Origin of the sequence: Streptomyces sp. NPDC091649 (assembly GCF_044756785.1) — a bacterium.
Classification (GTDB): Bacteria; Actinomycetota; Actinomycetes; order Streptomycetales; family Streptomycetaceae; genus Streptomyces.
In genome coordinates this window covers 323,653-350,120 of the sequence record NZ_JBIVTR010000003.1, presented here as the reverse complement: position 1 = coordinate 350,120, position 26,468 = coordinate 323,653, and the positions used below count along the sequence as shown (strand labels likewise).

Here is a 26,468-nt window from a genome sequence, read left to right as displayed (position 1 = left end):
GGCGTGCGCGGGTCGGTCAGAGTTCGACGAGGACCTTGCCGCGGTTGGCGGCCCGGTCGTCGTAGAGGCTGCTGTAGGCGGCGGGGATGCTGTCGAAGCCCCGGTGCAGGGTCTGGTCGCAGACGACCTCTCCGCGCCGGACGTGGCCGCCCAGCTCGGTGTGGAGGTCCCGCCAGTTCTGTTCGGTGAACCACTCCAGGGAGAAGATGCCGCGGACGGTGGCGCGCGGGAACATCAGGTGGGGCAGCAGGCGGGGGCCGGTGTTCTCGTTGCCGACCTGGCTCGCCCACTGCCAGCACACCGCCACCTGGCCGCCGATGTTGAGCAGGGGGAACACCACGTCGGTGACCGTGCCGCCGAGGTTGTCGAAGTAGCGGTCGACGCCGTCGGGGGCGGCCCGGACGAGTGACTGGCGCACGGTGTCCGCCCCGTCCCCGTGGCGGTAGACGATCACCGCGTCGAATCCGAGCCCGGTGAGGTAGTCCGCCTTGGCCGGGGACGAGGTGGTGCCGACCACGCGTGCGCCGGCGAGCGCGGCGAGCTGGCCGACGAGGGAGCCCACCGCACCGGAGGCGCCACTCACGACGAGGGTGTCGCCGGGGCTGATCGTCATGTATTTGGAGAGGGTCCCCCAGGCGGTCATGCCGGGGCCGCCCATCACGCCGAGGGCGGCCGGCAGCGGCAGGGCGTCGTCGTACCACCGGGGGTCGAGCCTGCGGTACGCCGGGAAGACCATGGGGAAGGTGCCCGTCTGCCAGGGTTCGGCCGCCCCCGTGCTGATCACGTGGGTGCGCCAGCCGCCGAAGCCCTGTACGAGGTCGCCGACGCGGTGGGCGGCGCGCGGCCCGGCCTCGATCACCTCCATGATCGAGTCCGCGCCCATGTGCCCGCCGATCGGGGTGTCCAGGGCGATGCCCTGGAGGTAGGGGTCGACGGAGACGTACCGGGTGCGCAGGAGCATCTCGTCGGGGGCGAGGTGCACGTCGATGTTCTCGGTGACCTTCTCGTAGACGCGGTCCACGTCGGGCACGCCCTCGACGTGTTCGCGGACCACCCACTTGGCGATCTTCACGGCTTCCTCTCCGTCGGTGCCGCGGCCGGGCGGACGGGCACGGGGATGACGCGGTGGGTCGGCGGCGGTGCGGTGAGGTCGAGCGACGCGGTGAAGGGCCTGCCGTCGTCGCGGCAGACGAACTGCATGACGTGGCGTCCGGCGGCGGCGGCCCGGATGAGCCCGCCGGTGGTGGCCCAGACGCCGGACTGGTAGAAGTCGCGCAGGCCGGGCAAGCCCGGGCCGTGCTTCTTGACCAGTTCTTCGAGGGTTTCGCCGCTCTCGACGAAGGGCTGCCAGCCGAGGACGGTCCCGTCGTAGTTGCCGGTGTAGCGGACCTGGGTGAGGGGGCTGGAGACGTCGCGGACGACGATCGCGTCCCGCAGGCCGGGGTAGCGCTGCTCCAGGAAGCCGACGAGCGTCTCGCGGGCCCGGCGTTTCGCCGCGTAGTAGCCGCGTCCGTGCCGTACGGGCAGGGTGTGCAGCTCCCGTCCGCCGCGGGTGCGGGTGACCTGTTCGGGGCCCTCGTCGAGGGCGCGCCAGGGGGCGATGTCGCAGAAGTAGGTGGCGTAGACGACGGTGGTGCCGTCCGGGGACAGTTCGGGGTAGTGGCGGCTGCGGAACTGGACGTTGATGCTGGGGTGGCGGATGCCGGTCAGTTCGGCGGCGGTGGCCTCGTCGAGGAGGTAGGTGGTGCAGGGGTCGCCCTCGGGGAAGGGGCGGGAGAGGCCGAGGAAGAGCGTGAAGTAGCCGGGGAAGACCATGCCGGGTTCGTGGATGGTCCGGGTGTAGAGCTTGCGGTAGTCCTCGCCCAGGTACCTGCCCTCCAGGAACTTCATGGTCGTCGTGTAGCCGTCGCAGGCCGAGACGACGACGTCGGCGCGCAGTTCCCGGCCGTCGCTCAGCCGGACGCCCACCGCCCGGTCGTTCTCGACGATCACCGTCTCGACCTTCGTGTTGTACGAGACCTCGCCGCCGAGCCGGCGGTAGCGGGCCTCGATCGACTCGGCGAGGCCGAGGGAGCCGCCCTCGGGGACGCCGGCGGAGAGGTTGGCGTGCGAGGCGAGCTGGAAGTGGAACGGGAGGACGGGGAAGGCCGGGTGCTTCTCGTACAGGATGAAGTTGAACGCCTCCCGCAGGAGGGGGTCCTTGAACCGCGCGGAGAAGTCGGTCATCAGGACGGTGATCGTGGTGCGGACGGCGTTGGCGTACGGGAGGAACGAGGCGAGCATCCGCCAGCGCTCCCGGCGCCCCATCAGTCCGACGGGCTTGAGAAAGGGGTAGACGGCCAACGCTTTGCGGAAGCTGCGCAGTTGGCCGCAGAACTTTCGTACCAGCCGGGCGTCGGCGGGTGAGAGGCTGATCAGGTGGGCTTCGAGGCGGTCGGGGTCGGAGTAGAAGTGGACGGCCCGGCCGTCCGTGCCGCGCACGATGTTGAAGACGTCGAAGTGGCGGATCTCCTTCCCCTGCAGGGCTCCGAGCTCCAGCCAGATGCGGTGCATCTCGTTGCCGGGGCCGCTGCCGAGGAGCCAGCTGACGCAGGCGTCCAGGGTGAAGCCGCCGCGCTCCCAGGCGGTGCAGCAGCCGCCGGGCATCTCGTGCATCTCCAGAATGCGGGTGCGGTAGCCGTTCATCTGGGCGTAACAGCCGGTGGAGAGGCCCCCGAGGCCCGCCCCGATGATGATCATCGTCTCCCGGGGCCGGCGGGTGCCGCTGGGAGCGCTCCGGTCCTGGCTCATGAGTCCTCGCTCTCCCGTGCGGACCACCGGTCGAGCTGGGGCAGGTGTCCCAGCTTCCCGGGGTGCCAGGGTTCGGCGCCCTCGCTCTCCCAGGCCCGGAATTCCAGGCCCAGTTCGCGGCAGAGGTACTGGACGGCGAAGCGTCCGGTGGAGGCCGCGCGGATCAGGCCGCCCATGCCGACCCACTGGCCGGCCATGGAGAAGCCGCTCAGTCCGGGCAGCCTCATCCGGTCCTTGCCGACGAGGCGGGCGGCGACGTCGTCGGCGTCGGAGAACGCCTTCCAGGCGAGGATGGAGCCGCCGAGGTTGCCGGTGTAGCGGTGGGTGGTGGCGGGCGTGGCGACCTCGACGATGTCGATGCGGTCGGCGGTGCCGGGGGTGCGGCGCTCCAGGAAGTCGCGGACGAAGTCGGCGACTTCGCGCTTGCGCCGGCGGTACTCCTTGCGGTCCCGGGTGCGCAGGTCCTTCCAGTGGGCGTAGTCGCTGAAGTAGGTGCAGTGCAGGACGGAGTGGCCCGGCGGGGCGAAGCCGCCGGAGTAGCGGGAGCGCGCCTGTACGACGAGGCTGTCCTGGAGGGCGCCGGGGAGGTGGGCGGCGTCGTCCGGCCCGAGGAGGTGCGTGGTGCTGTGCGCCTCGTCGGGGCCCAGGTCGCCGCGCAGGCCGACGAAGGCGGAGACGACGGCGGGGAAGAGGGTGCCGGGGCGGTGGAGGAGGTCGGTGTAGAGCTTGTCGACGCGGGGCCCGGTGTACCGGCCGCCCAGGAGTGCGTAGACGGTGGTGTGGCCGTCGCAGGCGGAGACCACGTGTTCAGCGAAGTACCGCTTGCCGCCGCGGAGTTCGATGCCGATCGCGCGGTCGTTCTCGACCAGGATCCGCTCGGTGCGGGCCCGGTAGGTGACCGTTCCGCCGAGGCTCTTGTAGCGCTCCTCGACGGAACGGGCGAGGCCGAGCGAACCACCCTGCGGGAAGCCCGCGTTGCCGTGGTGGGCGGCCGCCATGTTGAAGAGGTACGGCAGCACGGGGAAGCCCTCGGGGTCCTGGAAGAAGATGTTGCGGAACGCCTTGCGCAGCAGGGGGTCCTGGAACCGGTCGGCGAACGCGTGCATCGGCGTGGCGGCGGTCCGCCAGAACAGCCGGAACGCGGGGAGGACCGTGCGCAAAGTCCGGGCGCGTTCCCGGACGGTCCGCAGCGCGGGCGCCGTCAGGAACGGATACAGCTCGATGTCGATGAAGCGCCGCAGGTCCCGGGTGAAGGCCCGGATCAGCGGGGCGTCGGCGGGAGAGACCTCCAGGAGGTGGGCCTCCAGCCGGTCGGGGTCGTTGTAGAACGTCACCGACCGGCCCGTCGCGTCCTCCACCTTGTTGAACAGCTCGAAGTTGGTGACGGTCTTGCCGTCGAGCGCGCCCAGTTCGCGCCACACCCGGTGGGCGTCGTTGCCCGGGGCGGTGCCGATGAGCCATTCGATGCAGTAGTCGAAGAGGTACCCGTCGCGCGACCATGCGGTGCAGCAGCCGCCGGGCAGCACATGCTTCTCGAAGACGCGGGTCCTGGCGCCGCTCATCTGCGCGTAGACGCCGGTGGAGAGGCCGGCCACGCCCGCGCCGACGACGATGACGCGGGGCGGGGCGCCCGGGGTGCGTTCCCTGCTGGTCCAGTCGGTTCCCTCGTCATCCGCCATGGGCCGGGGCTCCCGTCAGGACGGAGCGGACCAGTTCGGCGTTGCGGGGCAGGTGCTTGGCGTCGAGCATGTCGGCGTGGACGCCGGACCCGCGCAGTACGGCGGTGACGCCGGTGGAACTGCCGTGCCAGGTGCCGTGCTGTCCGGCGGCGTACAGGGCGGCCTTCTCCTCGTCGGTGATGACGCTGACCGTGGCGGCGACCGTGCCGGTGTTGGGGGTGCGACCGCAGAAGGCGAGGTATTCGGCGGCGTGGGCGAGGGTCTCGCGGGCGACGGCCTCGGATCCGGTGTGCTTGCGTACGTGGTCGGCGAGTTCGGTCTCGAAGGCGGCGATGCCCGAGGCGTCCGGTTCGTACGCGGTGAGGATGCGGCGGGAGTCCAGGATGACGACGTGGGCGACGTGGCGGCCTCGCCGCTCCAGCTCCTTGGCCGTCTCGAAGGCGAGGTTGCCTCCGAGGGAGTAGCCCAGCAGGAGGCAGGGGCCGTCGGGCCGGGCGGCTTCGATCAGGTCGGCGTACCGGGCGACCTTGTCGTCGCCGGGGAGGTAGTTGAAGCCGGTGACGGCGTAGTCGGGGAGGTGCCCCGCCAGGCCCCGGTAGACGAGCCCGTGGCCGCCTGCGGGCGGGAAGCAGAAGAGGGCGGGGGCCTGTCCGGCGTTGAAGGTCAGGCTGGGCAGTTCGTCGGCCGTGGTGCCGAGCAGGACGTCCTCCACGGTGGCGGCCATGCCGTGCAGGGTGGTGACCTGGTAGAGCCTGCTGACGGGGACGCCGACGCCGAACTCGGTGCGCAGACGGTGGAGGAGTTCGATCAGCTTGATCGAGCTGCCGCCGAGTTCGAAGAAGTCGTCCTCCAGGCCGATCTGTTCACGCCCCAGCAAGGTCTTCCAGTGCCGGGCGACGCTGACCTCGTACAGGGTCACGGGTTCCTCGTGGGGCCGGTCCCCCGACGCGGCCCGGGGAGCGGGCAGAGCGGCCGTGTCGACCTTGCCGTTGGCGGTCAGCGGCAGGGCGGGCAGTTCGGTGAAGTGGGACGGGATCATGTACGAGGGCAGCGAGCGTGCCAGGTGGCGGCGCAGGGCCCGGACGTCCAGGGTCGCGCCGGGCGACGGTACGCAGTAGGCGCAGAGGGCCGCCTCTCCCCCGGCGTCCGGGCGTACGGTGACGACGGCGCGGGCGAGCGGCGGCCACTGCGCCAGGTGCGCCTCGATGTCGCCGATCTCGATGCGGTGGCCGCGCAGTTTGACCTGTCCGTCGGTGCGGCCGAGCAGGTGGACGCGGCCGCGCGCGTCCCAGCGGGCGATGTCGCCGGTGCGGTAGAGCCGTTCGGGCCGGGCGTCGGCGTCCCTGGCCAGCCTGCGGGTGACGAAGCGCTCCTCGGTCTGCTCGGGGTCCCCGGCGTAGCCGAGGGCGACTCCCTCGCCGCCGATCCAGAGTTCGCCGGGCACGCCGGGCGGGACGGGTTCACCGTGGGCGTCGAGGACGTGGAGGGTGGTGTTGGGCAGGGGCCGGCCGATCGGGACCATCGCGCCGGGTTCCAGGTCGTCGACGGGCCCCTCGAAGAACGCACTGTCGATGGTGGCCTCGGTGAGGCCGTAGGAGTTGAGGAGGCGGGTGCCCGGTCCGCACAGCTCGGCAAGCCGGCGGTACTCCCCCACGCTCCAGGCGTCCGAGCCGACGACCAGCAGCCGCAGGAAGTCCAGCCGCAGCCCTTCCCGGGCGCAGTGGTCCATCAGGCCGCGGATCACGGCGGGGACGAACTCCGCGCAGTCGACCCGCTCCTGACGCATCGTCCGGTAGAGCCGGGCCGTGTCGAAGAGGAGGTCGCGGTCGGCCAGCACGAGGGTGCCGCCCGAGCACAGGGCGCGCACCAGGTCGCCGGTGAACACGTCGAAGGACGGTTCGGCCATCTGGAGGTGGACCCGGACGTCCGTCTCCAGCCGGTACTCCTGACGCCACGAGTCGTGTGCGGAGGCGAGGTTGCGGTGGCTGACGCGGACGGCCTTGGGGCGGCCGGTGGACCCGGAGGTGGTGATGACGTACGCGGCTGATTCCGGGCGAGTCCCGGGCGCCGGTCCGTCCGGGTGCGGTTCGGTGTGCCCGAGCGCGGCGAGGGTGAGCGTCGGGACGGCCACGGCCCCGGTCTGCTCCGGTGTGGCGTCGTCCGCGACGAGGACGAGTGCCGCGCCGGTGGTCCTCACGAGGTGGGCGAGCCGGTCGGCGGGCTGGTCGGGCCGGAGCGGGAGGTAGGCGGCGCCGGCCTTGAGCACGCCGAGCAGGGCGATGATCAGCTCGGGTGACTTGTCCAGGCACAGGACGACCACCGAGCCGTCGCCGATGCCGAGGGCCCGCAGCCGGGCGGCGGTGTCGGCGGCCCGCCGGTCCAGTTCCGCGTAGGTCAGCCGGTGCGCCCCGCCGTGCGGCGCGGGTGTGGTCACGGCGACGGCCGCGGGGTGCTCGGCCGCGACGCGGCCGATCAGCGTGTGGACCGGGGTGAACGGCTCCGCGGGCCCGGTGAGCGGCAGGGCCGGGCGGCTCCACTCCCCCACGAGCCGCTCCCGCTCCCGGTCGCCGAGCATCTCCAGGCGGGAGGCTTGCTGTTCGCCCGGAGCGTGGGTCATCCGGTCGAGGAGGCGGGTGTAGTGGGCGGCCATGCGGCGCATGGTCTCCGGGAGGAAGAGGTCGGTGTTGTACTTGAACACGCAGTGGAAGCGGCCTTCGGCCTCGTCCTCGTAGGCCGACAGTGTTATATCGAACTGCCCTTCCTCCTCCGGCAGTTCGATGTAGTCCAGGCGGTATCCGTACTGCTCGGAGGCGACTTTGTGGGTGAGGAGGATGAACATCGCCTGGAAGACGGCGGAGCGGCTGGGGTCGTGCTGGAGGCCCAGCTCCTCGACGAGGAGGACGAAGGGGTACTCCTGGTTGTCCAGTCCGCCGAGCACGGTCCGGCGGACCTGCTGCAGCAGTTCGGTGACGGTCGGGTCCTCCGAGAGATCGGCGTGCAGGGGCAGCGGGTTGACGAAGTAGCCGTAGACGGAGGCGAAGTCCTGCCGGGTCCGGCCGGTCACCGGGCTGCCGACGACGATGTGGTCCTGCCCGGAGTAGCGGTGCAGCAGGAGGCAGTACGCGCTCAGCAGCACCATGAACGGGGTGACGCCGTGGGCGCGGGCCAGCGCGTGGACGCGGGCGCTGAGGGTGGCGTCGAGGACGAAGAACTCCGAGGCCCCGTTGTGCGTCTGGACCGGCGGGCGCGGCTTGTCGACGGGCAGGTCCAGGAGCGGGACCTCGGCCGGCAGGTGGGAGCGCCAGTAGTCGAGCATTCCGGCCGCCGCGGGTCCGGACAGGAACGTGTTCTGCTGGTTGAGGAAGTCGAGGTAGCGGGCCTCGACCGGTGGGAGCTGGGGTTCCTGGTTGCGGCGCAACGCCTCGTATACGGCGAGGAGTTCATCGATGAAGGTGAAGGTGGAGATGGCGTCGGAGACGATGTGGTGGACGGCCTTCATGATGATCCAGCGGTCAGGTCCCCGCTTGAAGAGGCGGAAACGGATCAGTGGGTCGTGGGCGAGGTCGTAGGGCTTGCGGTACTCCTGGACGATCGTCGCGTGGATGGTCTCCCAGTCCTCGCCCTGGACGTCGAAGAGGGCGAGGTCGCTCGCGGCGTCCTCGGAGACCCGCTGCACGGCCTGCCCGTCCATCATGAGGAAGTTGGTGCGGAGGGCGGGGTGCCGGGCGATGAGGCGGCGGACGGCCTCGAACATGAGGTCCGGTTCGAGCGTGACGTTCACCTCGACCGCGCCGCCGATGTTGTACGCGTGGCCGCCGGGGTTGAGGTGTTCGAGGAACCAGAGCGCCTTCTGGTTCTGCGTCAGCGGATACTGCCGCTCGTCCCGGTGGAGTTCGACCGCGCCCGCCGCACCGTCGGAGGCGTCGGCCGCGGCCAGGGCGGTGAGGCCGTCGTGGAGCTGGGCGGCGAGTTCTCCGGCCGGGGTGCCGCTGAGCAGGGCGACCACGGGCAGGGAGACGCCGAGTTCGGCGTGGATCCGGGCCCGTAGCTCCATGGCGAGGAGCGAGTCGAGCCCGAGCTCGCCGAGTCCGGTGGCGGGGTCGACGCGGTCCGTGCCGGTGCGCAGCACCGTGGCGGCGAGGGCGGCGAACCGCTCGGCGACCAGGGCGCGGCGGGTCTCCTCGTCGGCGGTGCGGAAGGTGTCGAGGAAGCCGTTGCCGGAGGCGGCGTCGCGGGGCGGGGCGGCGGCTGCGGCGAGGTCCGCGACCAGCGGTGGCGGGGAGGGGTACCAGGCGAGGAAGACGGGCCAGTCGACGACGGTGGCGACGACCAGCTGGGCGTGGTCCTGGCCGATGACGCGTTCCAGCACGGCCATCCCCGCCTCCGGGGACAGCGAGCTCATGCCGCGGCTGTGCAGATAGTGGTCGACCAGGCCGAGTTCCTCGATCATTCCGGTGGCCCAGGGGCCCCAGTCCAGGCTGAGGGCGGGCAGGCTCTGGGCGCGGCGGTGGTGGGCGAGGGCGTCCAGGAAGGCGTTCCCGGCGGCGTAGTTGGTCTGGCCGGCCGTGGTCAGCAGGGAGGCGATCGAGGCGAAGAGCACGAAGTGTTCGAGGGGTTCGTCCCGCAGGTGCCGGTGCAGGAGGTGGGCCCCGATGGTCTTGGGGTCGTGGACGGCGTCGAAGGCGGCCCGGTCCAGATCGGCGACGAGCGTGTCCCGTACCTGCCCCGCGAGGTGGAACACCCCGCGCACGGGTGGCGCCCCGCTGTTCCGGTGGGCGTCGAGCCAGCCGATCAGGGCGTCCTCGTTGGTGATGTCCAGGGTCGCCGGGACGGGCTGCGCGCCGAGCGCCTCCAGCTCGCGGAGCAGGGCCACGGCCCGGCCCTCGGCGGTGGCGGGGTCGGTGCCGGCCCACTTCTCCCGGGCCGGGACGGGGGTGCGCCCGACCAGGACGATCCGGCGGGCCCCGCGTCGTACGAGGGTGCGGCACAGCAGTCGGCCGAGTGCGCCGAACGCCCCGGTGACCAGGTAGCTTCCGTCCGCCCTCAGCCGCAGTGGCAGCGGCCGGGTCAGGCCCTGGGCGGGGCGGAGGCGGCTGGTGCGGCGGCCGCCGTCGCGCAGGGCGATCTCCTGCTCGTCGTCGTTCAGGGCCTCGCCGAGGAGTGCTTCGGCTTCGGCGCGGTCACCGGCGGGTCCCGGCTGCCGCCGGGGGTCGAGGTCGATGAGTTTGCCCGGGTGCCCGATCAGCTCCTGGTGCCGCAGTACGCGGCCGATGCCCCAGGCGGGCGCTCCGAGGGGTTCGGGGCCCTCGCCGGGGAGGGCGGGCTGAGCGCCCCGGGTGACGATGTGCAGGCGGCCTTCGTCGCCCCGGGCCGAGAGGAGGCGGGCGAGGGCGATCAACGCGTACGCGCCCGCGCCGGTGTGGTCGCGGAGGGAGGCCCGGTCGCACTCCGCGAGGGCGGGTGCGTCGAGGTTCCACAGGTGCAGGACGGTCCCCTGGAAGGGGCCGCCGTCGCGGTCCAGGTCGGCGAGGAGGCGGCGCAGATCGGCGTCGCACCCGGGGTCGACGACGAACGTGGCGCCGTCTCCGGAGGCGGTGTAGGCCGCGCCCCGGCGCACCAGGCGGCAGCGTTCGCCCCGGGCCGCGGCCAGAGCGGCGAAGGCGTCCGCGACGCCCCCGGCGTCGGCGAGGACCAGCCAGTCGTGGCCCTGCGCGGAGGCCGGACGGCGGTCGCCGTCGCTTCCTGGCCGCTCCCCGCACCCGGCATGGTCGTGGAGTTCCCGCGGTCGTACGCCGGTGTCCTCGGCGGGCAGCGGCGGGCAGTCGGTCCAGACGGGTTCGGCGAGCCAGGAGTCGATCGTGGTCCGGGCGACAGCGGTGGCCGCCTTCTCCACGTCGGCGGCGCGGAATCCGAGGACGCGGCCGAGCGGCGACCCGTCGTCGGCGTACAGGGCGATGTTCCCGAGGGTGGTGCCGGCGTCGCCGGGGAGCAGGGTGGCGTGCGCCCAGAACGGCTGGTCGCCGATGGGTTCGAGGGCGACCTCGTCCAGGGAGAGCGGCAGCCTGATGCCGGTGTCCGGGGCGGGCCGGTCGAGGATCAGCGGAGTGAGCAGGGTCTGGAAGCAGGCGTCGAGGAGGACGGGGTGGAGGTGGTGGCCGGCGGCGTCGTCGCCGATCGCCCGGGGCGGGCGGATCCGGGCGAGGACCTCTCCGGCGCCGATCCACACCTCCTCGACGGCCTGGAAGGCGGGGCCGTAGTGGTAGCCGAGGCCGGCCAGCGCCGTGTAGCAGTCGGGGCCGTCGAGGCGCCGGAGCGACCGGGCCCGGATCGCGGGGGCGTCGAGCGGCGGGGTCGTGCGGCGGCGCTGCCCGGTGCGGACGGTCCCGCTGGCGTGCACGGCCCGTTCCCCGTCCTCGCCGGCCGGGGAGGCGATGGTGAAGGCCGCGTTCTCCAGGGAGAGCGACACCTCCACGGTCCGCTCCTCGCCGTCCGGCAGGAAGAGCGCCTTGCGCAGTTCGATGTCGGCGAGGACGGCGGTGGTGCCGCCGGTGAGCCGCAGGACGGCCTGGGCGGCCATTTCCAGATAGCCGGCGGCGGGGAAGACCACGGTGTCCTGGATGCGGTGGTCGGCCAGGTACGGCAGGTCCTCGGTGTCCAGGCGGGCCTGCCAGGCGGGCTCCGTACGGTCGGTGCGGCGGCCCAGGAGCGGGTGGTCACGGTGGCCCAGCCGGACCTGGGCCACCGGCCGGGGCTCGGTCCAGTGGCGGTCGCGCCGGAAGGGGTGGCGGGGGAGGGTGACGGGGCGGCCGGCGGGCTGGAGTACGTTCCAGTCGACGGTGACGCCCAGGTTGTGGAGGGAGCCGAGGGAGGCGGCGAAGCGTTCGCTCTCGTTCTCCCGGCGGCGGATCGAGGGCAGGGTGAGCCCGGTCGTCCCGGCCGCCTCCAGGCATTCGCGGATCGCGTGGCCGAGGACGGGGTGCGGGCCGATCTCCAGGAACACCTGGTGGCCGTCGCCGGCGATGCGGTCGACCGCGGAGCGGAAGCGCACCCGGTCACGGACGTTCTTCCACCAGTACGCGGCGTCCAGTTCCGCGCCCTGCGCGGTGCCCTCGACACCCGTGAGGTACAGCGGCAGCTGGGCCGCGCGGGGCTGCAACGGTGCGAGTTCCGCGAGCAGTTCGTCCTTGATGCGTTCCATGCCCACGCTGTGGTAGGGCACTTCGACGGTGAGGAACTTCGCGAACTTCCGCTCCGCGCGCAGTTCGTCGGCCAGCAGGGCCAGTGCCGCCTCGTCGCCGGCCAGGGTGATCGCGGTGGGGCTGTTGACGGCGGCGAGGGAGACGCGGTCGCTGTAGGGGCGCACCCGTCGCTCCGCCTCGTCCTCGGACAGGCTGACGGCGAGCATGGCGCCCGTCCCGGCGAGGGTCTGCTGGAGGCGGCTGCGGTGCACGACGATCCTGGCCGCGTCCCTCAGGGAGTAGACGCCCGCGGCGTGGAAGGCGGCGATCTCGCCGGTGCTGTGGCCGACCACCGCGTCGGGGCGCACCCCGTGGGACCGCCACAGGGCGGCCAGGGCGACCTGCACGGCGAAGTTCGCGGGCTGGGCGAGCCAGGTCTCGCCCATCCGGGAGTCCGGCTCGTCGGCGGTCATCTCCTCGATCAGGGACCAGTCGGCGAACTCTCTCATCGCCCGGTCGCACGCGGTGACGGCGTCGCGGAAGACCGGTTCCTCCGCCAGTAGTTGGCGGCCCATGCCCCACCACTGGGGGCCCATGCCGGTGAAGACCTGGACCAGCCGCCGGCCGGCGGCGTCCCGGACGCGGCCGCGGACGACCCGGGGGTGGGCCTCGCCGCGCTGGTGGGCGGCCAGTGCCTCGTCGAGGGAGGCGCGCGAGGAGTAGACGACGGACAGACGCTCGGGCAGGTGCTGACGGCGGTGGGCCAGGGTGTGGCCGAGGTCGTCGAGGGCCACGGCCGGGCCGTCGCCGCCCGTCAGTTCGCCCCGGATTCCGGCCGCCATCTCCACCAGGGCGTCCGGGTTCCGGGCGCTGAGCGGCAGGATGCTCCAGCGTCGCCCGTCGGGCGCGGTGGGGCGGGTGTCCGGCGGGATCGGTGGCGCCTCCTCCAGGACGACGTGCGCGTTGGTGCCGCCGAAGCCGAAGGAGTTGACCCCCGCGCGGGCCGGCCCTTCGTGGTCCGGCCAGGCGGTGGGACGGGTGGGGATCTCGTAGGGCAGGGTGGCCGGGTCGATGGCGGGGTTGAGGTTCTCCAGGTTGATGTGGGGCGGGATCGTCCGGTGCTTGAGGCTCAGGACCGTCTTGATCAGTCCGGCGATCCCGGCGGCGGACTCGGTGTGCCCGATGTTGGTCTTGACCGAGCCGACGTAGGCGCGGTCACCCGGGGTCCGGCCGATGGCCAGCGCGCGGGCCAGCGCGTTCGCCTCGATCGGGTCGCCGACCGGGGTCGAGGTGCCGTGCGCCTCCATGTACTGGAGCGCCCCGGGGGTGATGCCCGCCTCGGCGCAGACCCGGCGGATGAGGTCGACCTGCGCGTCGGGGTTGGGCACGGTGATGCCGTTGGTGTGGCCGTCCTGGTTGACGCCGCTGCCGAGGACGACCGCGTGGATCCGGTCCCCGTCCCGTACGGCGTCGTCCAGCCTCTTCAGCGCGACGAGGCCGACGCCTTCGGCCCGTACGTAGCCGTCGGCGGCCGCGTCGAACGTGCGGGAGCGGCCCTCGGGTGACAGGAAGCCGCCCTTGGTCTCCGCGATGGTGTACTGCGGGGCCATGTGCAGCAGGGTGCCGCCGGCCAGCGCGAGGTCGCTCTCCCCGCTGTTCAGCGCCTGGCACGCGAGGTGCACGGCGACCAGGGAGGAACTGCACGCGGTGTCGATGGAGAGGCTGGGGCCGCGGAAGTCGAAGCAGTGCGAGATGCGGTTCGAGACCATCGTCATCATGGTCCCGGTCGCGGTGTGGGCGGCCAGCGAGGTGAAGCCCAGGTCGGCGAACTGCAGGATCTTGTAGTCCAGGGTGAACGCGCCGACGTAGACGGCGACGTCGCCGCCGGCGAGGTCGGCAGGCCGCTGGCCGCCGTCCTCCAGGGCTTCCCAGGCCACTTCGAGCAGTTTGCGCTGCTGCGGGTCCATGTGGTCGGCCTCGCGGGGGCTGATGCCGAAGAACGCGGGATCGAACTCGTCGAAGCCGTCGATGTACCCCCCGCGTCCGCCGACGAGGCGACCGGGTTTGTCGCGGAACCGGCTGCCGAGGGACCCGACGTCGTACCGGTCGGGGGGTGTGGGCGTGATGCAGTCCTTGCCCTCCACCAGATTCCGCCAGTACGCGCGGTGGTCCGAGGCGCCGCCGGGCAGGCGGCAGCCCATCCCGATGATCGCCACCTTGTTCCGTGACGCCCGGTTGTTCGCGTCGGCCATTCGAACTCCTCAAGTCGTGGTGGAGCGTCGTGGGGCGGCGGTCACCCGGGGCCGGGGCCCGGTGCCGGTCGGCGTCGCCATGGGTGCAGGAGGGCGGCGAGGATGTCGCCGGTGCCCGGGAAGGTGGCGGGGTCGTGGAGACCGACGGCGGCGGGTTCGCGGCCGGGACGCCAGGTGAAAGTGCCGAAGAGGCGGTCCCAGCACGAGAGGTCGGAGCCGTAGTGGCCGGCTTCGGACAGATCGGTGCTGTGGTGCAGACGGTGCTGCTCGGGGCTGGCCAGCAGATGGTTGAGGGGGCCGATGCGGACATCGATGTTGGCGTGGACGAAGTAGCCCTGGGCGGCGACGAAGAGTCCGACCACCAGCACCGCGGGGCGGGAGAACCCGACGAGGGCCAGGGTCAGCTGGACCAGGCTCTGGGCCAGGACGATGTCCAGGACGTGGTTGACGCCGTTGTTGGCGACGTTGACCTTCTCCGGCACGTGGTGCACCCCGTGCAGTCGCCAGAGCAGGGCGTTGCGGTGGCCCAGCCGGTGCACCAGGTAGCTGACGAACGATCCGGCGAGGAGAGCGCCGGGGACCTCCACCCCGAGGTGGAGGACCGGCTCCGCGGGCGAGATCAGGCCGACGGCCAGCGCGACCAGCAATTGCGCCAGTCCACTTCCGGCCATGGTGAGCAGAAAGTAGATGCCGTACCAGCGCCATTCATCCTTTCCGGGATGCCAGGTCCGGTCGTAAGGAATCAGCCGTTCCAGGAGCGCCAGATAGGCTATGGTCCCGAGCAGAAAAAGCGGACTGACCCACGCCGGGTCCCACTGCCGCCACAATGCGGCCACCCCCACGAGAACGACGGCGAGGAGAAGAGCGGGGTAGGCGACGGAGCGAAGGAATGACGCAGGGACAATGCTGACCCAGCTCTTCCGGTCGGCCGAAAAACCGGCCGGGACGGCAGCCGAAACTTCGGCCGAATAGATTTCGCCATCGGTGGAGCGCTCGCGCTCGTCCATCCGTGACCCTCCACAGGTGACAGTGACGGGAAGAGACCATCGCATCTCATCAGCGCAGTTCAGGGCACCCGCGGGCATGGCAGGAAACCCCGGATGACGGCCGTGCCCCCCACGCCGGCGACTTCGGGACGCCCGACCTCGATGTCATGCGGTCGTGGCGTGAACCGATGCCCCCGACCTCATCAGCCCAGCTCATCTATTTCCCGCTGCCACGGCTTTAATCGCGACGGACCCGGAGAAATTCGCCCACCACATTTGCCCGCCACGGGAATGCCGGAGAAATCGCACAGCCGAAATGAGTTCATGTGTACGAGCAGTTTCTTCGTAGGATGATCGCGACGCCGAAAGACGGCGCGTTCCGGTGCGCCGCAACGCGATATTTCACGCTCTGGCGCGTGCGGGAGCCGGGGGCGGTGCGCCCGCGCGGAAACACCGCCCCGAAAGCGCCCCGCCACGGGCGGGCTCCCCGGCTCATTGCCCGGTCCGCGAGCGGTGCGGGCGCCTGCCTCGCCACCAGGGGCCTTCGTCCCTTCCGCGGGAGGGCGCCGGCCTGGGATGATCACACCGGTATCCGGCAGTGCATCAGTGAATCGAGGAGTCCCCTTGTCGTACGACGTCGGCGCGGTGCGCGCGCAGTTCCCCGCCCTGCGGTCCGGTACGGCGCACTTCGACGGGCCGGGCGGCACGCAGACCCCTGCCTCCGTCATCGCCGCGATCGGCGAGGCGATGAGCCGGCCCCTGTCGATCCGGGGCAGCACCCTGCCCGGGGAGGTGAACGCGGAGCGGATCGTCCTCGGGTTCCGGCAGGCGATGGCGGATCTGCTGGGCGCGGACCCGGCCGGAATCGTGTTCGGCCGCAGCGCCACCCAGCTCACGTACGACTTCGCGCGCACTCTGACCGCGTCCTGGAGCCCGGGGGACGAGGTGGTGGTCAGCCGGCTCGATCACGATGCCAACATCCGTCCGTGGGTGCAGGCCGCCGAGCGCGTGGGCGCGGTGGTGCGGTGGGCCGACTTCGCCCCTGACACCGGCGAACTGCCGCCGGAGGCCGTCGGCGCGCAGATCACCGAACGGACCCGGCTGGTCGCGGTCACCGGCGCCTCCAACCTCATCGGCACCCGTCCCGAGATCCCGGCCGTCGCCGAACTCGTCCACCGGGCCGGCGCGCTGCTCTACGTGGACGGGGTCCATCTCACCGCGCACCACGCCGTCGACGTGGAACGGCTCGGGGCGGACTTCTTCGTCTGTTCCCCGTACAAGTTCTTCGGGCCCCATCACGGCGTGCTCGCCGCCCGGCCCGAGGTGCTCGGCGCCCTCCGCCCGGACAAGCTGGCGCCGTCCACCGATGCCGTACCGGAGCGCTTCGAACTCGGCACCCTGCCCTACGAGGCGATGGCGGGGACCATCGCGGCGGTGGACTTCCTCGCGGATCTGGGGGCCGGCCCCGGCACGGCGGGCGGACGCCGCGAGCGGCTGCGGTCGGCGTACGCGGCGATCGACGTCCATGAGAGGGCACTGCGGAGGACCATCGAGGAAGCGGTGGGCGAACTGGACGGTGTGACGGCGCATTCCCGGGCGGCCGACCGGACCCCCACCCTGCTGTTCACCTTCGAGGGCCGCGATCCGGCGGACGCCCACCGCTCGCTCGCCCGCTCGGGTGTACACGCGCCCGCCGGATCGTTCTACGCCCTGGAAGCCTCCCGCCACCTGGGCCTCGGCGACAGCGGCGGCCTGCGGGTCGGGCTCTGCGCGTACAACGACGCGCAGGACGTGGAGCGGCTCCTGACGGGACTGTCCGACTTCCTGCGGTGAGGGGGCCCGGCCGGCGGCCGGCGGAGCGCCGGAGGCACGCCACGGCGGCGGTTTCGGCCTCGATGTACCGCTCCCTTGCGGTCTCCCGCTCGCGGGCTCACGGCGGGCGGCGCCGACAGCATCACTTGCCCGGCGCGTCGCCGCGCGGTTCGCTGGAGACAGCGGGGCTCCGCGTGGCGCCCCGCCCTCGGGCAGCGGGGCGCCCGCGCCCCGACCCGTGACAGCACTGACAGGAGACGGCCATGAAACTGAGCGACGAACTCCCTGTCGATCACCGGCTGGCGACGGTGTACCGCATCGGCGCGGGCCTCTGCGGCGCCATCCTGCTGGCCTTCGGCCTTCTGGGGTTCGCGGACCGGCTGAGCTTCTTCGACACCAGCGGCAGCGAGATCGCCGGACTGTCGACCAACGGTCTCCTCAGCCTGATCTCGGTGATCGTCGGCGGCGTGCTGATCGCGGGAGCGGCGATCGGAGGCAACACGGCGTCCACGGTGAACGTGACCGTCGGCTCGCTCTTCCTGCTGAGCGGCTTCGGTCACCTCTTCATCCTGGACCGGCCCGCGAACATCCTCGACTTCGGCATGTCGAACGTGGTCTTCAGCTTCGTGATGGGGCTGTTGATCCTCACGTTCGGGATGTACGGGCGGGTCTCCGGCGGCCTGCCGCACGACAACCCGTACTGGCGCCGCCGCCACCCGGAGCAGGCGGATCGCGAAGCCGCCGCACGCGGCAGGGTGCCGGTGGGCGGCCCGGCCGGACGGTGAAGTACGCACGGCCCCTTCTCGGGCGGTGACGGATTCAGACCTTGCGGTAGCGGGCGTTGGCCCAGGAGAACACGCCGAAGGCGACCAGTCCCAGGGCGACGGCCACCAGGAGCCACGGCCCGGCCGGGGTGCCGGTGAAGGAGCGGAGGGTGTCGTCCATGCCCTTGGACCGGTCGGGCCGGTGCCCGATCGCGGCGGCCACGGCGAAACCACCGGCCGTGGCGAAGACGATGCCGCGCGCCGCACCGCCGAACACCCCGGTGAAGTCGACGGCGCGGCGGGTCCGCCGTGACATCTGCGACAGTTTCAGGTGTTCGTGGAACTTCCGCAGGAGCGCCCGGACCGCGATCCAGAGGCCGGCGCAGGCCACCGCGCCGCCGGCCACGCCGACGATCCACTGGCCGCCCGGCCAGTCGAGCGCCCTGGCGGTGACGTCCTGCGACTGCCTGTCCGACGACCCGCTCCCGCTGCCGGAGTCACCGGCGGCGAAGGACAGGACGGAGTAGGCCACACATCCGTAGAAGACGCTGCGCCCCGCCGCCATGGCCCGCTTGGCGGGCTCGCGGCCGTCGGGCCCGGTCTGGCCGAACAACGCCTCGGACAGCCGCCAGACGGCCATCCCCACCAGGGCCAGGCCGAGCGCCCACAAGAGGATCCCGCCGAAGGGGCTCCCGGACACCTCGGCGACCGCACCGCCCCGGTCGGCCTGCTTCCCGCCGCCGGAGAGGGCGATCCGCAGAGCGAGGGCGCCCACGAGGAGGTAGATCACCCCACGCGCCACGAAGCCGGCGCGGGCTCCTGCCTCCATCGCGGTGCTGTTCGCGGCCCGCCTGGCCCGGCCTCGCCCCTGTGCTGCTACTGAACGGGTATCCATGACCTCCGGTTGCCCCGGTCCGGCGGAGGGAATCCCCGCGGGCCGGAGCCGACGGCGGAGACCACAGATCCGCGGCAGCTCCGGTTCTATACGCTGAGGGCGTGACCAGCGCCGAGGACCGACCGACCCGGAGCGGCACCTCGGAATCCGAGGCACCGCTCGCAGACCTCCAGGCGTTCGCCGTCGAGCTGCGCCGGATGAACGGCGAGATCAACCGGATGACCCACGGGTTCGCGACGAACCAGCGGCTGCACCCCACGGACGTGAACGCGCTGGCCGCCATCCTCGACGCCCCGTCGCCCCTGACGCCGGGCGCCCTGCGCGAGCACCTGGGGCTGACCTCCGGCGCCGTGACCGCCTGCCTGGACCGGCTGGAGCGGGCCGGGCACGTCCGGCGGGCCCGGGAGAGCACCGACCGCCGGGTGGTCCACGTGTACTACGAGCCGAGTGCCCGCACCGCCGCCCGTGATTACTTCATGCCGCTCGCCGAGGCCACGGCTCGGGCCAGGGCCCGCTTCAGCGGGACGGAGCTGACGACCGTCCTGCGCTTCCTCGCCGCCATGAACGAGGAGCTGGCGGAGCTCCCTCCGGCGCGTCGCTGAGATTTTCCCCGGCGCGGTGCGTCCATGGGAGGACGGGCCGCGCCGCAGCCACCCCCGTACGGTCCCGGCGGAGCGACCCCGTAATGTATTTCAATGATTGAGATGGTTAACCACTGAGTTATCTCCACCCCCGGGAGAGACATGTCCACCCCCGCACGATCGATTCGCTGGCTGATCCCCGTCGTCCTGCTGATCGCCTGGCTCGGTATCGGCGGCGGGCTCGGCCCGTACGCCGGGAAGCTCGGCGAGGTCGCCACCAACGACCAGGCGGCCTTCCTGCCCCAGAACGCCGAGTCCACCCAAGTCATCGAGGCCCAGAAGGCGTTCCAGCAGAACGAAACGCTGCCGGCCATCCTCGTCTGGACCTCGGCGGACGACGACGCGCCGCTCGACGACGCACAGCGGGAGGCGGCCACCGGCGCCCTCGCCTCACTCGCCGGGAGCGACGGCGTCGTCGGAAAGCCCTCCCCCGCCCTGCCCTCCGAGGACGGCCTCGCGCTCCAGGGCATCGTGCAGCTGAGCCCCGGCCTCGGGGACGAGCTGCCGACGGTGCTGGAGGAGATCGAGCGGGCGGGCGCGTCCGTGCCGGGCACGACGGTCCAGCTGGCGGGACCCGCCGCCACGCAGGCCGACCTGTCCGACGCCTTCGCGGGCATCGACGGGCTGCTGCTCGGGGTCGCCCTGATCACGGTGCTCGTGATCCTGCTGCTGGTCTACCGGAGCGTGCTGCTGCCCTTCGTCATCATCCTCGGCGCCGTGTTCGCCCTCGCCCTGTCCTGCGCGATCGTCTACGTCCTCGCCGACCACGACGTCGTGCGCGTGGACGGCCAGGTCCAGGGCATCCTGTCGATCCTGGTGATCGGGGCGGCGACGGACTACGCGCTGCTGCTCACCGCCCGCTTCCGGGAGGAGCTCGCCGTCCACGGCGACCGGATGGCCGCGATGCGGGCCGCGCTGCGCGAGTCCTTCGGTCCGATCACGGCCAGCGCCGCGACGGTGGCGCTGGGGCTGCTCGCCCTGCTGCTCAGCGACCTCACCAACAACCGGGCCCTCGGGCCGGTGGGTGCCATCGGGATCGTCTGCTCCGTCCTGAGCGCCCTCACCTTCCTGCCCGCCGTCCTGGTGCTCCTTGGCCGCAGCGCCTACTGGCCGGCGAAGCCGAAGCCCGCCGAGAAGGCGTCGGGCGGCCACGGCGTCTGGCACAAGGTCGCCGCCCTCGTCGACCGGTCGCCCCGCAAGGTCTGGGCGGTCACCCTGGCGGCGCTGATCGCCTGTGCCGCGTTCGCCCCCACACTCACCTCCAAGGGCGTCCCCCTCGACGAGATCTTCGTCAACGACGCCCCGTCCGTGGCCGCACAGGAGACGCTGAGCGAGCACTTCCCCGGCGGCTCGGGCAATCCGGTGGTGATCGTCGCGGCGGCCGACCGGCTGACCGAGGTGACCGAGGCGGCCGAACGCACCGAAGGCGTGGCCTCGGCCGCGCCGGTGAGCGCGAGCGGGCGGCCGGGCGGCGAGCCGCTCGTCGTCGACGGGAAGGTCCGCGTCGACGCGACCCTCAAGGACGCGGCCGACAGCGACGGCGCCAAGGAGACGGTGGCCGCGCTGCGCACCGCGGTCCACGCGGTGCCCGGCTCGGACGCCCTGGTCGGCGGCTACACCGCGCAGCAGTACGACACCCAGCGGACGGCGGAGGACGACCGCACGCTCATCGTGCCGGTGGTGCTGGCGATCATCCTGGTGATCCTGGTCTTCCTGCTGAGGTCGCTGCTGATGCCGGTGCTGCTGGTGGTGACGGTGGCACTGAACTTCCTGGCCACGCTGGGCATCTCCTCACTGGTCTTCACGCACGTCTTCGGATTCAGCGGCACGGATTCATCGGTGCCGCTGTACGGATTCGTGTTCCTGGTCGCTCTGGGCGTCGACTACAACATCTTCCTGATGTCCCGGGTGCGGGAGGAGTCGCTGCGGCACGGCACCAGGGAGGGCATTCTGCGCGGGCTGACCGCGACCGGAGGGGTCATCACGTCGGCGGGCGTCGTCCTGGCGGCCACCTTTGCCGCACTGGGTGTGATTCCGCTGGCGTTCCTGCTCCAGATCGCGTTCATCGTGGCCTTCGGCGTCCTGCTGGACACGCTGGTCGTCCGGTCGCTCCTCGTACCGGCGCTGGTGCGGGACATCGGGCCGAAGGCGTGGTGGCCCGGAGCCCTGAGCAGGGAAGGGGCCGACGGCCGGAGCGACACGCTCGCGGAGGCCGGGTCCGCGTCCCGGTAGGCGGCCCGGCCCGGCCTCCGCGCCGGCGGGGGGCCTCCGCACCGGCGGGGGCCTCCGCACCGGCGGGGGCTTCCGCGGCGGTGGAGGCCCCCGCCGGTGGAGGTCTGCGGCGGCGGAGGTCCGTGGCGGCGGGGCGCTCGTCAGGATTCCTCGCGCTGCCGCTCCGCCTGCCCCTTCGTGCGCTTGCCGACCACGGCGGCGGCCGCGGCCGCGCTGCCCGCGAAGGCCAGCGCGACCATCCAGGGGCGGTCGAAGACATGGCAGGTGGCGTGGTCCAGGGAGTAGCGCCCGGGGCCGGTGAGACCGATCGCCGCAGCGGTGAAGCCGAGGAACGCCGGGTACTCGTAGCCGCCGCCCTGGGCGAAGAAGCCCGCCGGGGCATGCACGGACACCGCACCGGCCATCGCTCCGGCGGCGGCCGCGCCGGCGGCCGGGGTGGCGAGGCCCAGCGCCAGCAGCACGCCGCCGCCCGCCTCGCCGAGCCCGGCGGCCACCGCGCTGTGCTTGGGCGGGTGGAAACCCATCGCCTCCATCGCGGCCGTGGTGCCCTGGATGCCTCCGCCGCCGAACCAGCCGGCCAGCTTCTGGCTGCCGTGGGCGGCGAGCACGGCGCCGGTTCCGACGCGCAGGGCGAGCAGACCGAGATCACGCCGGTTGACGCTGGCCATGGGGACTCCCGGGGGTGTGGGTTCGGGGCGGCTTCCTACGGCTCCCACTGTCGTCGGCCCCCGGTCCGGGGGCCCGGTCGGACTGGGCCGTCCGGGGCGCGGCCCCGGCGGGACACGGCCCGGAGTGCGACGCAGATCATTATGCAACTTGTTGCATAGCCGACTCGGGGTGGTCTACAACTGACGCGACGACCCCCTGCGGAGGAGATCCCGGATGAGCCTGTACCCGACCTTGCTGAGCCCGCTGGACCTCGGGTTCACCACCCTCCCCAACCGGGTGCTCATGGGCTCGATGCACACCGGCCTGGAGGAGGCCGAGCACGGCTTCGAGCGGATGGCGGCCTTCTACGCCGAGCGCGCCCGGGGCGGCGTCGGCCTGATCGTCACCGGCGGCATCGCCCCGAGCGAGCGGGCCTGCTCCTTCCCCGGCGGGGCGAAGATGACGACCGAGGCGGAGGCGGAGCAGCACCGGGAGATCACCTCGGCGGTGCACGCGGCGGGCGGCCGGATCGCGATGCAGATCCTGCACTTCGGACGGTACGCGCACCACCCGGACCTGGTGGCACCGAGCGCGCTCAAGGCCCCCATCAGCGGGTTCACTCCGAAGGCCCTGACCGGGGACGAGGTCGAGGAGACGATCGAGGAGTTCGTGCGGGCGGCCGAGCTGGCACGCCTCGCGGGCTACGACGGCGTCGAGATCATGGGCTCCGAGGGCTACCTGATCAACGAGTTCATCGTCTCCGCCACCAACCACCGCACCGACCGCTGGGGCGGCTCGTACGAGAACCGCGTCCGGTTCCCCGTCGAGATCGTGCGCCGGGTCCGCGAGCGGGTCGGCAGCGACTTCATCCTGATCTACCGCCTCTCCATGCTGGACCTCGTGCCGGGCGGCTCCACCCTGGAGGAGGTCGTGACGCTGGCGAAGGAGATCGAGGCGGCGGGCGCGACGATCATCAACACCGGCATCGGCTGGCACGAGGCGCGCATCCCCACTATCGCCACGTCCGTGCCGCGCGCCGCCTTCACCTGGGTGACCGAGCGGGTGCGCGGCGCCGTCTCCGTACCCCTGGTGACGAGCAACCGCATCAACACCCCCGAGGTCGCCGAGGAGGTCCTCGCCTCCGGCCGGGCGGACCTGGTCTCCATGGCAAGGCCCTTCCTGGCCGACCCGGAGTTCGTCGCGAAGGCGGCGGCGGGCCGTGCGGACGCGATCAACACCTGCATCGGGTGCAACCAGGCGTGCCTGGACCACATCTTCAGCCTCCGGATCACCTCCTGCCTGGTCAATCCGCGCGCCTGCCACGAGACCGAGCTGGTCCTGAGCCCCACCAGGGCCGTCAAGCGCGTCGCCGTGGTCGGGGCCGGTCCGGCGGGCCTCGCCTGCGCGGTGACGGCGGCCGAGCGGGGCCACGCGGTGACGCTGTTCGACACGGCGGACGAGATCGGCGGGCAGCTGAACGTGGCGCGCCGGGTGCCGGGCAAGGAGGAGTTCGACGAGACGCTGCGCTACTTCCGTACGCGGCTGGCCGAGCTGGGCGTCGAGCTGCGCCTGTCCACCCGGGCGGACGCCGGGACGCTGGACGGGTTCGACGAGATCGTGCTCGCCACCGGCGTCGAGCCGCGTGCCCCCGCGATCCCCGGCACGGACCGCCCGAACGTCGTCAGCTATCTGGACGTCCTGCGTGACGGGGCGCCGGTGGGCGACCGGGTCGCGATCGTGGGCGCCGGAGGCATCGGTTTCGACGTCGCGGAGTTCCTCACCGACGGAGGCGACGCGGCGAGCCTGGACGCGGAGACGTTCTTCCGGCAGTGGGGGGTGGACACCTCCTACGCGGACCGCGGCGGTCTGCGCGCCCCCGAGCGTCCGAAGGCGCCTCGCACCGTCCACCTGGTCCAGCGCAAGACCACCAAGGTCGGCGCGGGCCTCGGCAAGACGACGGGCTGGATCCACCGCACCGAACTGCGCCACCGGGGCGTCGAGATGATCGCGGGCGCCTCCTACGACCTGATCGACGACGACGGCCTCCACCTCACCGTCGACGGCGAGCGGCGGGTGCTCCCGGTGGACACCGTGGTGCTCTGCGCGGGCCAGGAACCGCGCCGGGAGCTGTACGAGGAGCTGCGCGCGGCGGGCGGCCCGGTCCACCTGATCGGCGGCGCGGACGTGGCGGCCGAGCTGGACGCGAAGCGGGCCATCCGGCAGGGCACGGAGCTGGCCGCGGACCTCTGAACGGCACGGGAGCGCAGCGCGGCCGGACCTCAGCCGGGGCGGCCGCCGCTCCCCCCGTCGCCGTCGCCGCCCGTTGCGCTCTCCGCGCCGCGGGACGGCGTCCCCGCGCGCGCCTTCTTGTCGTCGTCGGGAATGCCCACCAGCCTCTCCACGTCGAAGAGCCGGGCGATCGGGACGTCCGTGCTGCTGTGGGCCACGATGGAGAAGGCGATGGTGACGGCGATCAGGGTGAACGCCTCCTCGCCCTGGGGGATGCCGGCCTGGAGCACCAGCAATCCGTAGACCACGGAGGCGAAGCCCTTGGGGCCGAACCAGGCCGCCGTGAGTTTCTCCTTGCGGTCGAAGTCGGTGCCCACCAGGGACAGCAGCAGCGAGGCCGGACGGATGAGGAAGATGGCCAGGACCGCCACCGCGTAGCCGCCGATCGGCAGCTCGCCGAAGAGGTGCGGGGTCAGCAGGGCTCCGAAGACCAGGAGTGCCGCGAACTTCGCGAGTTCGGCGAGGGCTTCGCCCAGCGGCTCGAAGGCGGTCTTGGCCTCGGGCGCGACCGCTACGATCACCGCACCGGCGGAGAAGGCGGCCAGATACGGGTTGGCGTGGGTGAGGTGGCAGGCCGCGTACAGGATGACCGCGACCGCGAGCGGCAGCAGTGGCTGGAGCCGGGGTTCCGCGCCCAGCAGCCGGAAGCGGACGAGCCAGTGCACGAGCAGCGGCAGGGTCACACCGAAGACCAGCCCGAGCAGGAGTTCACCGCCGATCGAGGCGAAGCCGACGTCCTCGGCGTGGCCGGTCGGAGCGGCGGCCGCGATGAAGACGAGGACGAACGGCAGGGCCAGTCCGTCGTTGACGCCGCTCTCGATGTTGAGCAGTTGCCGTAGCCGGGCGGGGACCTCTTGGCGGCCCACGATGGCCGAGGCGAACACCGGGTCGGTCGGGGCCAGCACCGCGCCGACGAGGAAGGAGGTCGTCCAGTCGAGGCCCACCAGGAAGTGGGCCAGCAGGGCGACGCCGATGAAGGCCAGGGGCATACCGAGACCGAGGGCACGGGCGGGGTTGCGCCACGCCTGCCGCAGCGCGGGGAAGGAGACGTGCATGCCGTCGGTGAACAGCACCGCGAAGAGCGCCAGGTCGGCCGTGACCCTGACGATGTCGCTGCCCGGGGTGATGTGGATCAGCCCGAGGAAGCCGTCGCTGACGAGCGCGCCGCCCACGAGGAACAGCAGCGATGTGGAGAGCACCGACCGGGCGGCCAGCCCGGACAGCAGCACGGCCACCAACAACGCCACACCGAAGACGATGACCAAGACCACCTGACGCGCTCCCCGCTGTCGATCGACCGAACCGGCGTCGGTGCCGGCCGGTCACTCTGCCCCGTCCGAGAAAACTCAACCCGGAACGTCTGCCCGCCGGAACGCAGGTCACTCGTACGGCCCCGCGTGGATGTCCCGCACATCCTGCCATCGGTGATCCACGGGCCGAGGCCGGGGCCGGTGGGCTGCCCGCCAGGGTCCGGACCAGCCGGGGCGACCGCCGCGCAGGAAAAGGCCCGGCGGGGCGTCAGCGGTCGCGGACGGCGGCGAGCGCGGAGTGGGTCGTCTCCTCCACCGTGCCGGTGATGGGAACGACCGCTCCGCGCTCGTCGACGGTCAGTGGCTCGAGCGCGTCCACTTGGGACCGGAGCAGCTCGACGGGCATGAAATGTCCTCGCCGGGCGGCCATCCGCTCGGCGATGAGCTCGGCGGGTCCGTCGAGGTGGACGAAGAACATCTGGGGAGCCGCCGAGACGAGGCGGTCGCGGTAGGACCGCTTCAGAGCCGAGCAGGTGATGACGCCGCCGTCGGAGGTGTGCTCCCGGAGCCACTCGGCGACGACGTCGAGCCAGGGGTGCCGGTCCTCGTCACCGAGGGCAGTCCCCCCACGCATCTTGGCGACGTTCTCCGGAGGGTGGAAATCGTCGGCCTCGGCGAACACCACGCCCAGCGATCCCGCCAGATACTGGCCCACCGTCGTCTTGCCGGAACCCGACACACCCATCACCACGACCAGCGGAGCCTTCTCGTCCTGCGCCATCGCATCAGGCTAACGCTCCGGGCCGATGAACACCTCGACGTCGTCCGGCCGGGACTCGAACGCCTCGGCGGCACGTTCGAGGGGGACGCGCCCGGTGATCAGCCGCTCCGCGCCGTCGCCGTGGTGAGCCGCGCCGGGACGGGCCCCCGAATACCGCAACGCCTGCCGGACGGGGTTCCGGCCGGGCCGGACCGAGCCGGGCCGGACTGGGCTGTTGGAGGTACCCGGCCACGAGGAGGACATCCCATGACTCCGGACCGGGTAGCCGCTC

Annotated in this window: 15 protein-coding genes; 5 read left to right on the top strand and 10 right to left on the bottom strand. The window is 72.3% G+C overall.

Annotated features, from left to right (window positions below):
* Nucleotides 1–16: 16 nt before the first annotated feature.
* From ACIQMU_RS09070 to ACIQMU_RS09050, 5 genes are read right to left on the bottom strand one after another with little or no spacing between them, the layout of a single operon-like run.
* On the bottom strand, nucleotides 17–1,072 hold the full coding sequence (locus ACIQMU_RS09070; protein ID WP_352238714.1) for an NADP-dependent oxidoreductase: 1,056 nt from the start codon (nucleotides 1,070–1,072) through the stop codon (nucleotides 17–19).
* Nucleotides 1,069–2,790: a phytoene desaturase family protein gene (locus tag ACIQMU_RS09065; RefSeq protein ID WP_402688533.1), complete on the bottom strand. Its 1,722-nt coding sequence runs from the start codon at nucleotides 2,788–2,790 to the stop codon at nucleotides 1,069–1,071. The genes ACIQMU_RS09070 and ACIQMU_RS09065 overlap by 4 nt, the downstream gene beginning before the upstream one ends.
* A complete protein-coding gene (locus ACIQMU_RS09060) occupies nucleotides 2,787–4,469 on the bottom strand; it encodes an NAD(P)/FAD-dependent oxidoreductase (protein WP_352238716.1) in 1,683 nt (560 codons plus the stop codon). The genes ACIQMU_RS09065 and ACIQMU_RS09060 overlap by 4 nt, the downstream gene beginning before the upstream one ends.
* Complete coding sequence (locus tag ACIQMU_RS09055) at nucleotides 4,459–13,899, bottom strand: amino acid adenylation domain-containing protein (RefSeq protein ID WP_402688532.1); 9,441 nt, start codon at nucleotides 13,897–13,899, stop codon at nucleotides 4,459–4,461. Before ACIQMU_RS09055 ends, ACIQMU_RS09060 begins: the two co-directional genes overlap by 11 nt.
* A gap of 41 nt (nucleotides 13,900–13,940) precedes the next feature.
* Complete coding sequence (locus ACIQMU_RS09050; protein ID WP_402688531.1) at nucleotides 13,941–14,906, bottom strand: sterol desaturase family protein; 966 nt, start codon at nucleotides 14,904–14,906, stop codon at nucleotides 13,941–13,943.
* A 603-nt stretch (nucleotides 14,907–15,509) separates the two neighbouring features.
* On the opposite strand from ACIQMU_RS09050, the gene ACIQMU_RS09045 reads away from it, so the two are divergent.
* Together ACIQMU_RS09045 and ACIQMU_RS09040 are read left to right on the top strand one after the other, a co-directional pair.
* Entirely contained in the window at nucleotides 15,510–16,718 is a 1,209-nt protein-coding gene (locus tag ACIQMU_RS09045) for a cysteine desulfurase-like protein (protein ID WP_402688530.1), read from the top strand.
* Nucleotides 16,719–16,960: 242 nt separating this feature from the next.
* The gene (locus tag ACIQMU_RS09040; protein ID WP_352238720.1) at nucleotides 16,961–17,482 is read left to right on the top strand and encodes a DUF4383 domain-containing protein; all 522 of its coding nucleotides are present in this window, start codon (nucleotides 16,961–16,963) and stop codon (nucleotides 17,480–17,482) included.
* Nucleotides 17,483–17,516: 34 nt separating this feature from the next.
* On the opposite strand, the gene ACIQMU_RS09035 is transcribed toward ACIQMU_RS09040, so the two are convergent.
* Nucleotides 17,517–18,356, bottom strand: a complete 840-nt coding sequence (locus ACIQMU_RS09035; protein ID WP_352238721.1) for a DUF1206 domain-containing protein — start codon at nucleotides 18,354–18,356, stop codon at nucleotides 17,517–17,519.
* 101 nt (nucleotides 18,357–18,457) lie between these two features.
* Here ACIQMU_RS09035 and ACIQMU_RS09030 point away from each other — a divergent pair, with 101 nt between their 5' ends.
* Nucleotides 18,458–18,958, top strand: a complete 501-nt coding sequence (locus ACIQMU_RS09030) for a helix-turn-helix domain-containing protein (protein WP_352238722.1) — start codon at nucleotides 18,458–18,460, stop codon at nucleotides 18,956–18,958.
* 141 nt (nucleotides 18,959–19,099) lie between these two features.
* On the top strand, nucleotides 19,100–21,229 hold the full coding sequence (locus tag ACIQMU_RS09025; RefSeq protein WP_352238723.1) for an MMPL family transporter: 2,130 nt from the start codon (nucleotides 19,100–19,102) through the stop codon (nucleotides 21,227–21,229).
* Nucleotides 21,230–21,369: 140 nt separating this feature from the next.
* Here the strand turns inward: ACIQMU_RS09025 and ACIQMU_RS09020 are convergent, their stop codons facing one another.
* Nucleotides 21,370–21,897, bottom strand: coding sequence for a DoxX family protein (locus tag ACIQMU_RS09020; RefSeq protein WP_352238724.1), 528 nt, complete (start codon nucleotides 21,895–21,897; stop codon nucleotides 21,370–21,372).
* A gap of 214 nt (nucleotides 21,898–22,111) precedes the next feature.
* Between ACIQMU_RS09020 and ACIQMU_RS09015 the strand changes: the two genes are divergently transcribed.
* Nucleotides 22,112–24,127: an NADPH-dependent 2,4-dienoyl-CoA reductase gene (locus tag ACIQMU_RS09015; RefSeq protein WP_352238725.1), complete on the top strand. Its 2,016-nt coding sequence runs from the start codon at nucleotides 22,112–22,114 to the stop codon at nucleotides 24,125–24,127.
* A 29-nt stretch (nucleotides 24,128–24,156) separates the two neighbouring features.
* Here ACIQMU_RS09015 and ACIQMU_RS09010 read toward each other — a convergent pair whose 3' ends face one another.
* The 3 genes from ACIQMU_RS09010 to ACIQMU_RS09000 all read right to left on the bottom strand — a co-directional run bounded on the left by ACIQMU_RS09010 (nucleotide 24,157) and on the right by ACIQMU_RS09000 (nucleotide 26,440).
* Nucleotides 24,157–25,437: a cation:proton antiporter gene (locus ACIQMU_RS09010; protein WP_352238726.1), complete on the bottom strand. Its 1,281-nt coding sequence runs from the start codon at nucleotides 25,435–25,437 to the stop codon at nucleotides 24,157–24,159.
* Nucleotides 25,438–25,684: 247 nt separating this feature from the next.
* Entirely contained in the window at nucleotides 25,685–26,197 is a 513-nt protein-coding gene (locus ACIQMU_RS09005) for a gluconokinase (protein ID WP_352238727.1), read from the bottom strand.
* Between the two features lie 9 nt (nucleotides 26,198–26,206).
* Nucleotides 26,207–26,440 carry a hypothetical protein gene (locus tag ACIQMU_RS09000; RefSeq protein ID WP_352238728.1) on the bottom strand — a complete coding sequence of 78 codons (234 nt, stop codon included), beginning with the start codon at nucleotides 26,438–26,440 and terminating at the stop codon, nucleotides 26,207–26,209.
* Nucleotides 26,441–26,468 lie beyond the last annotated feature (28 nt).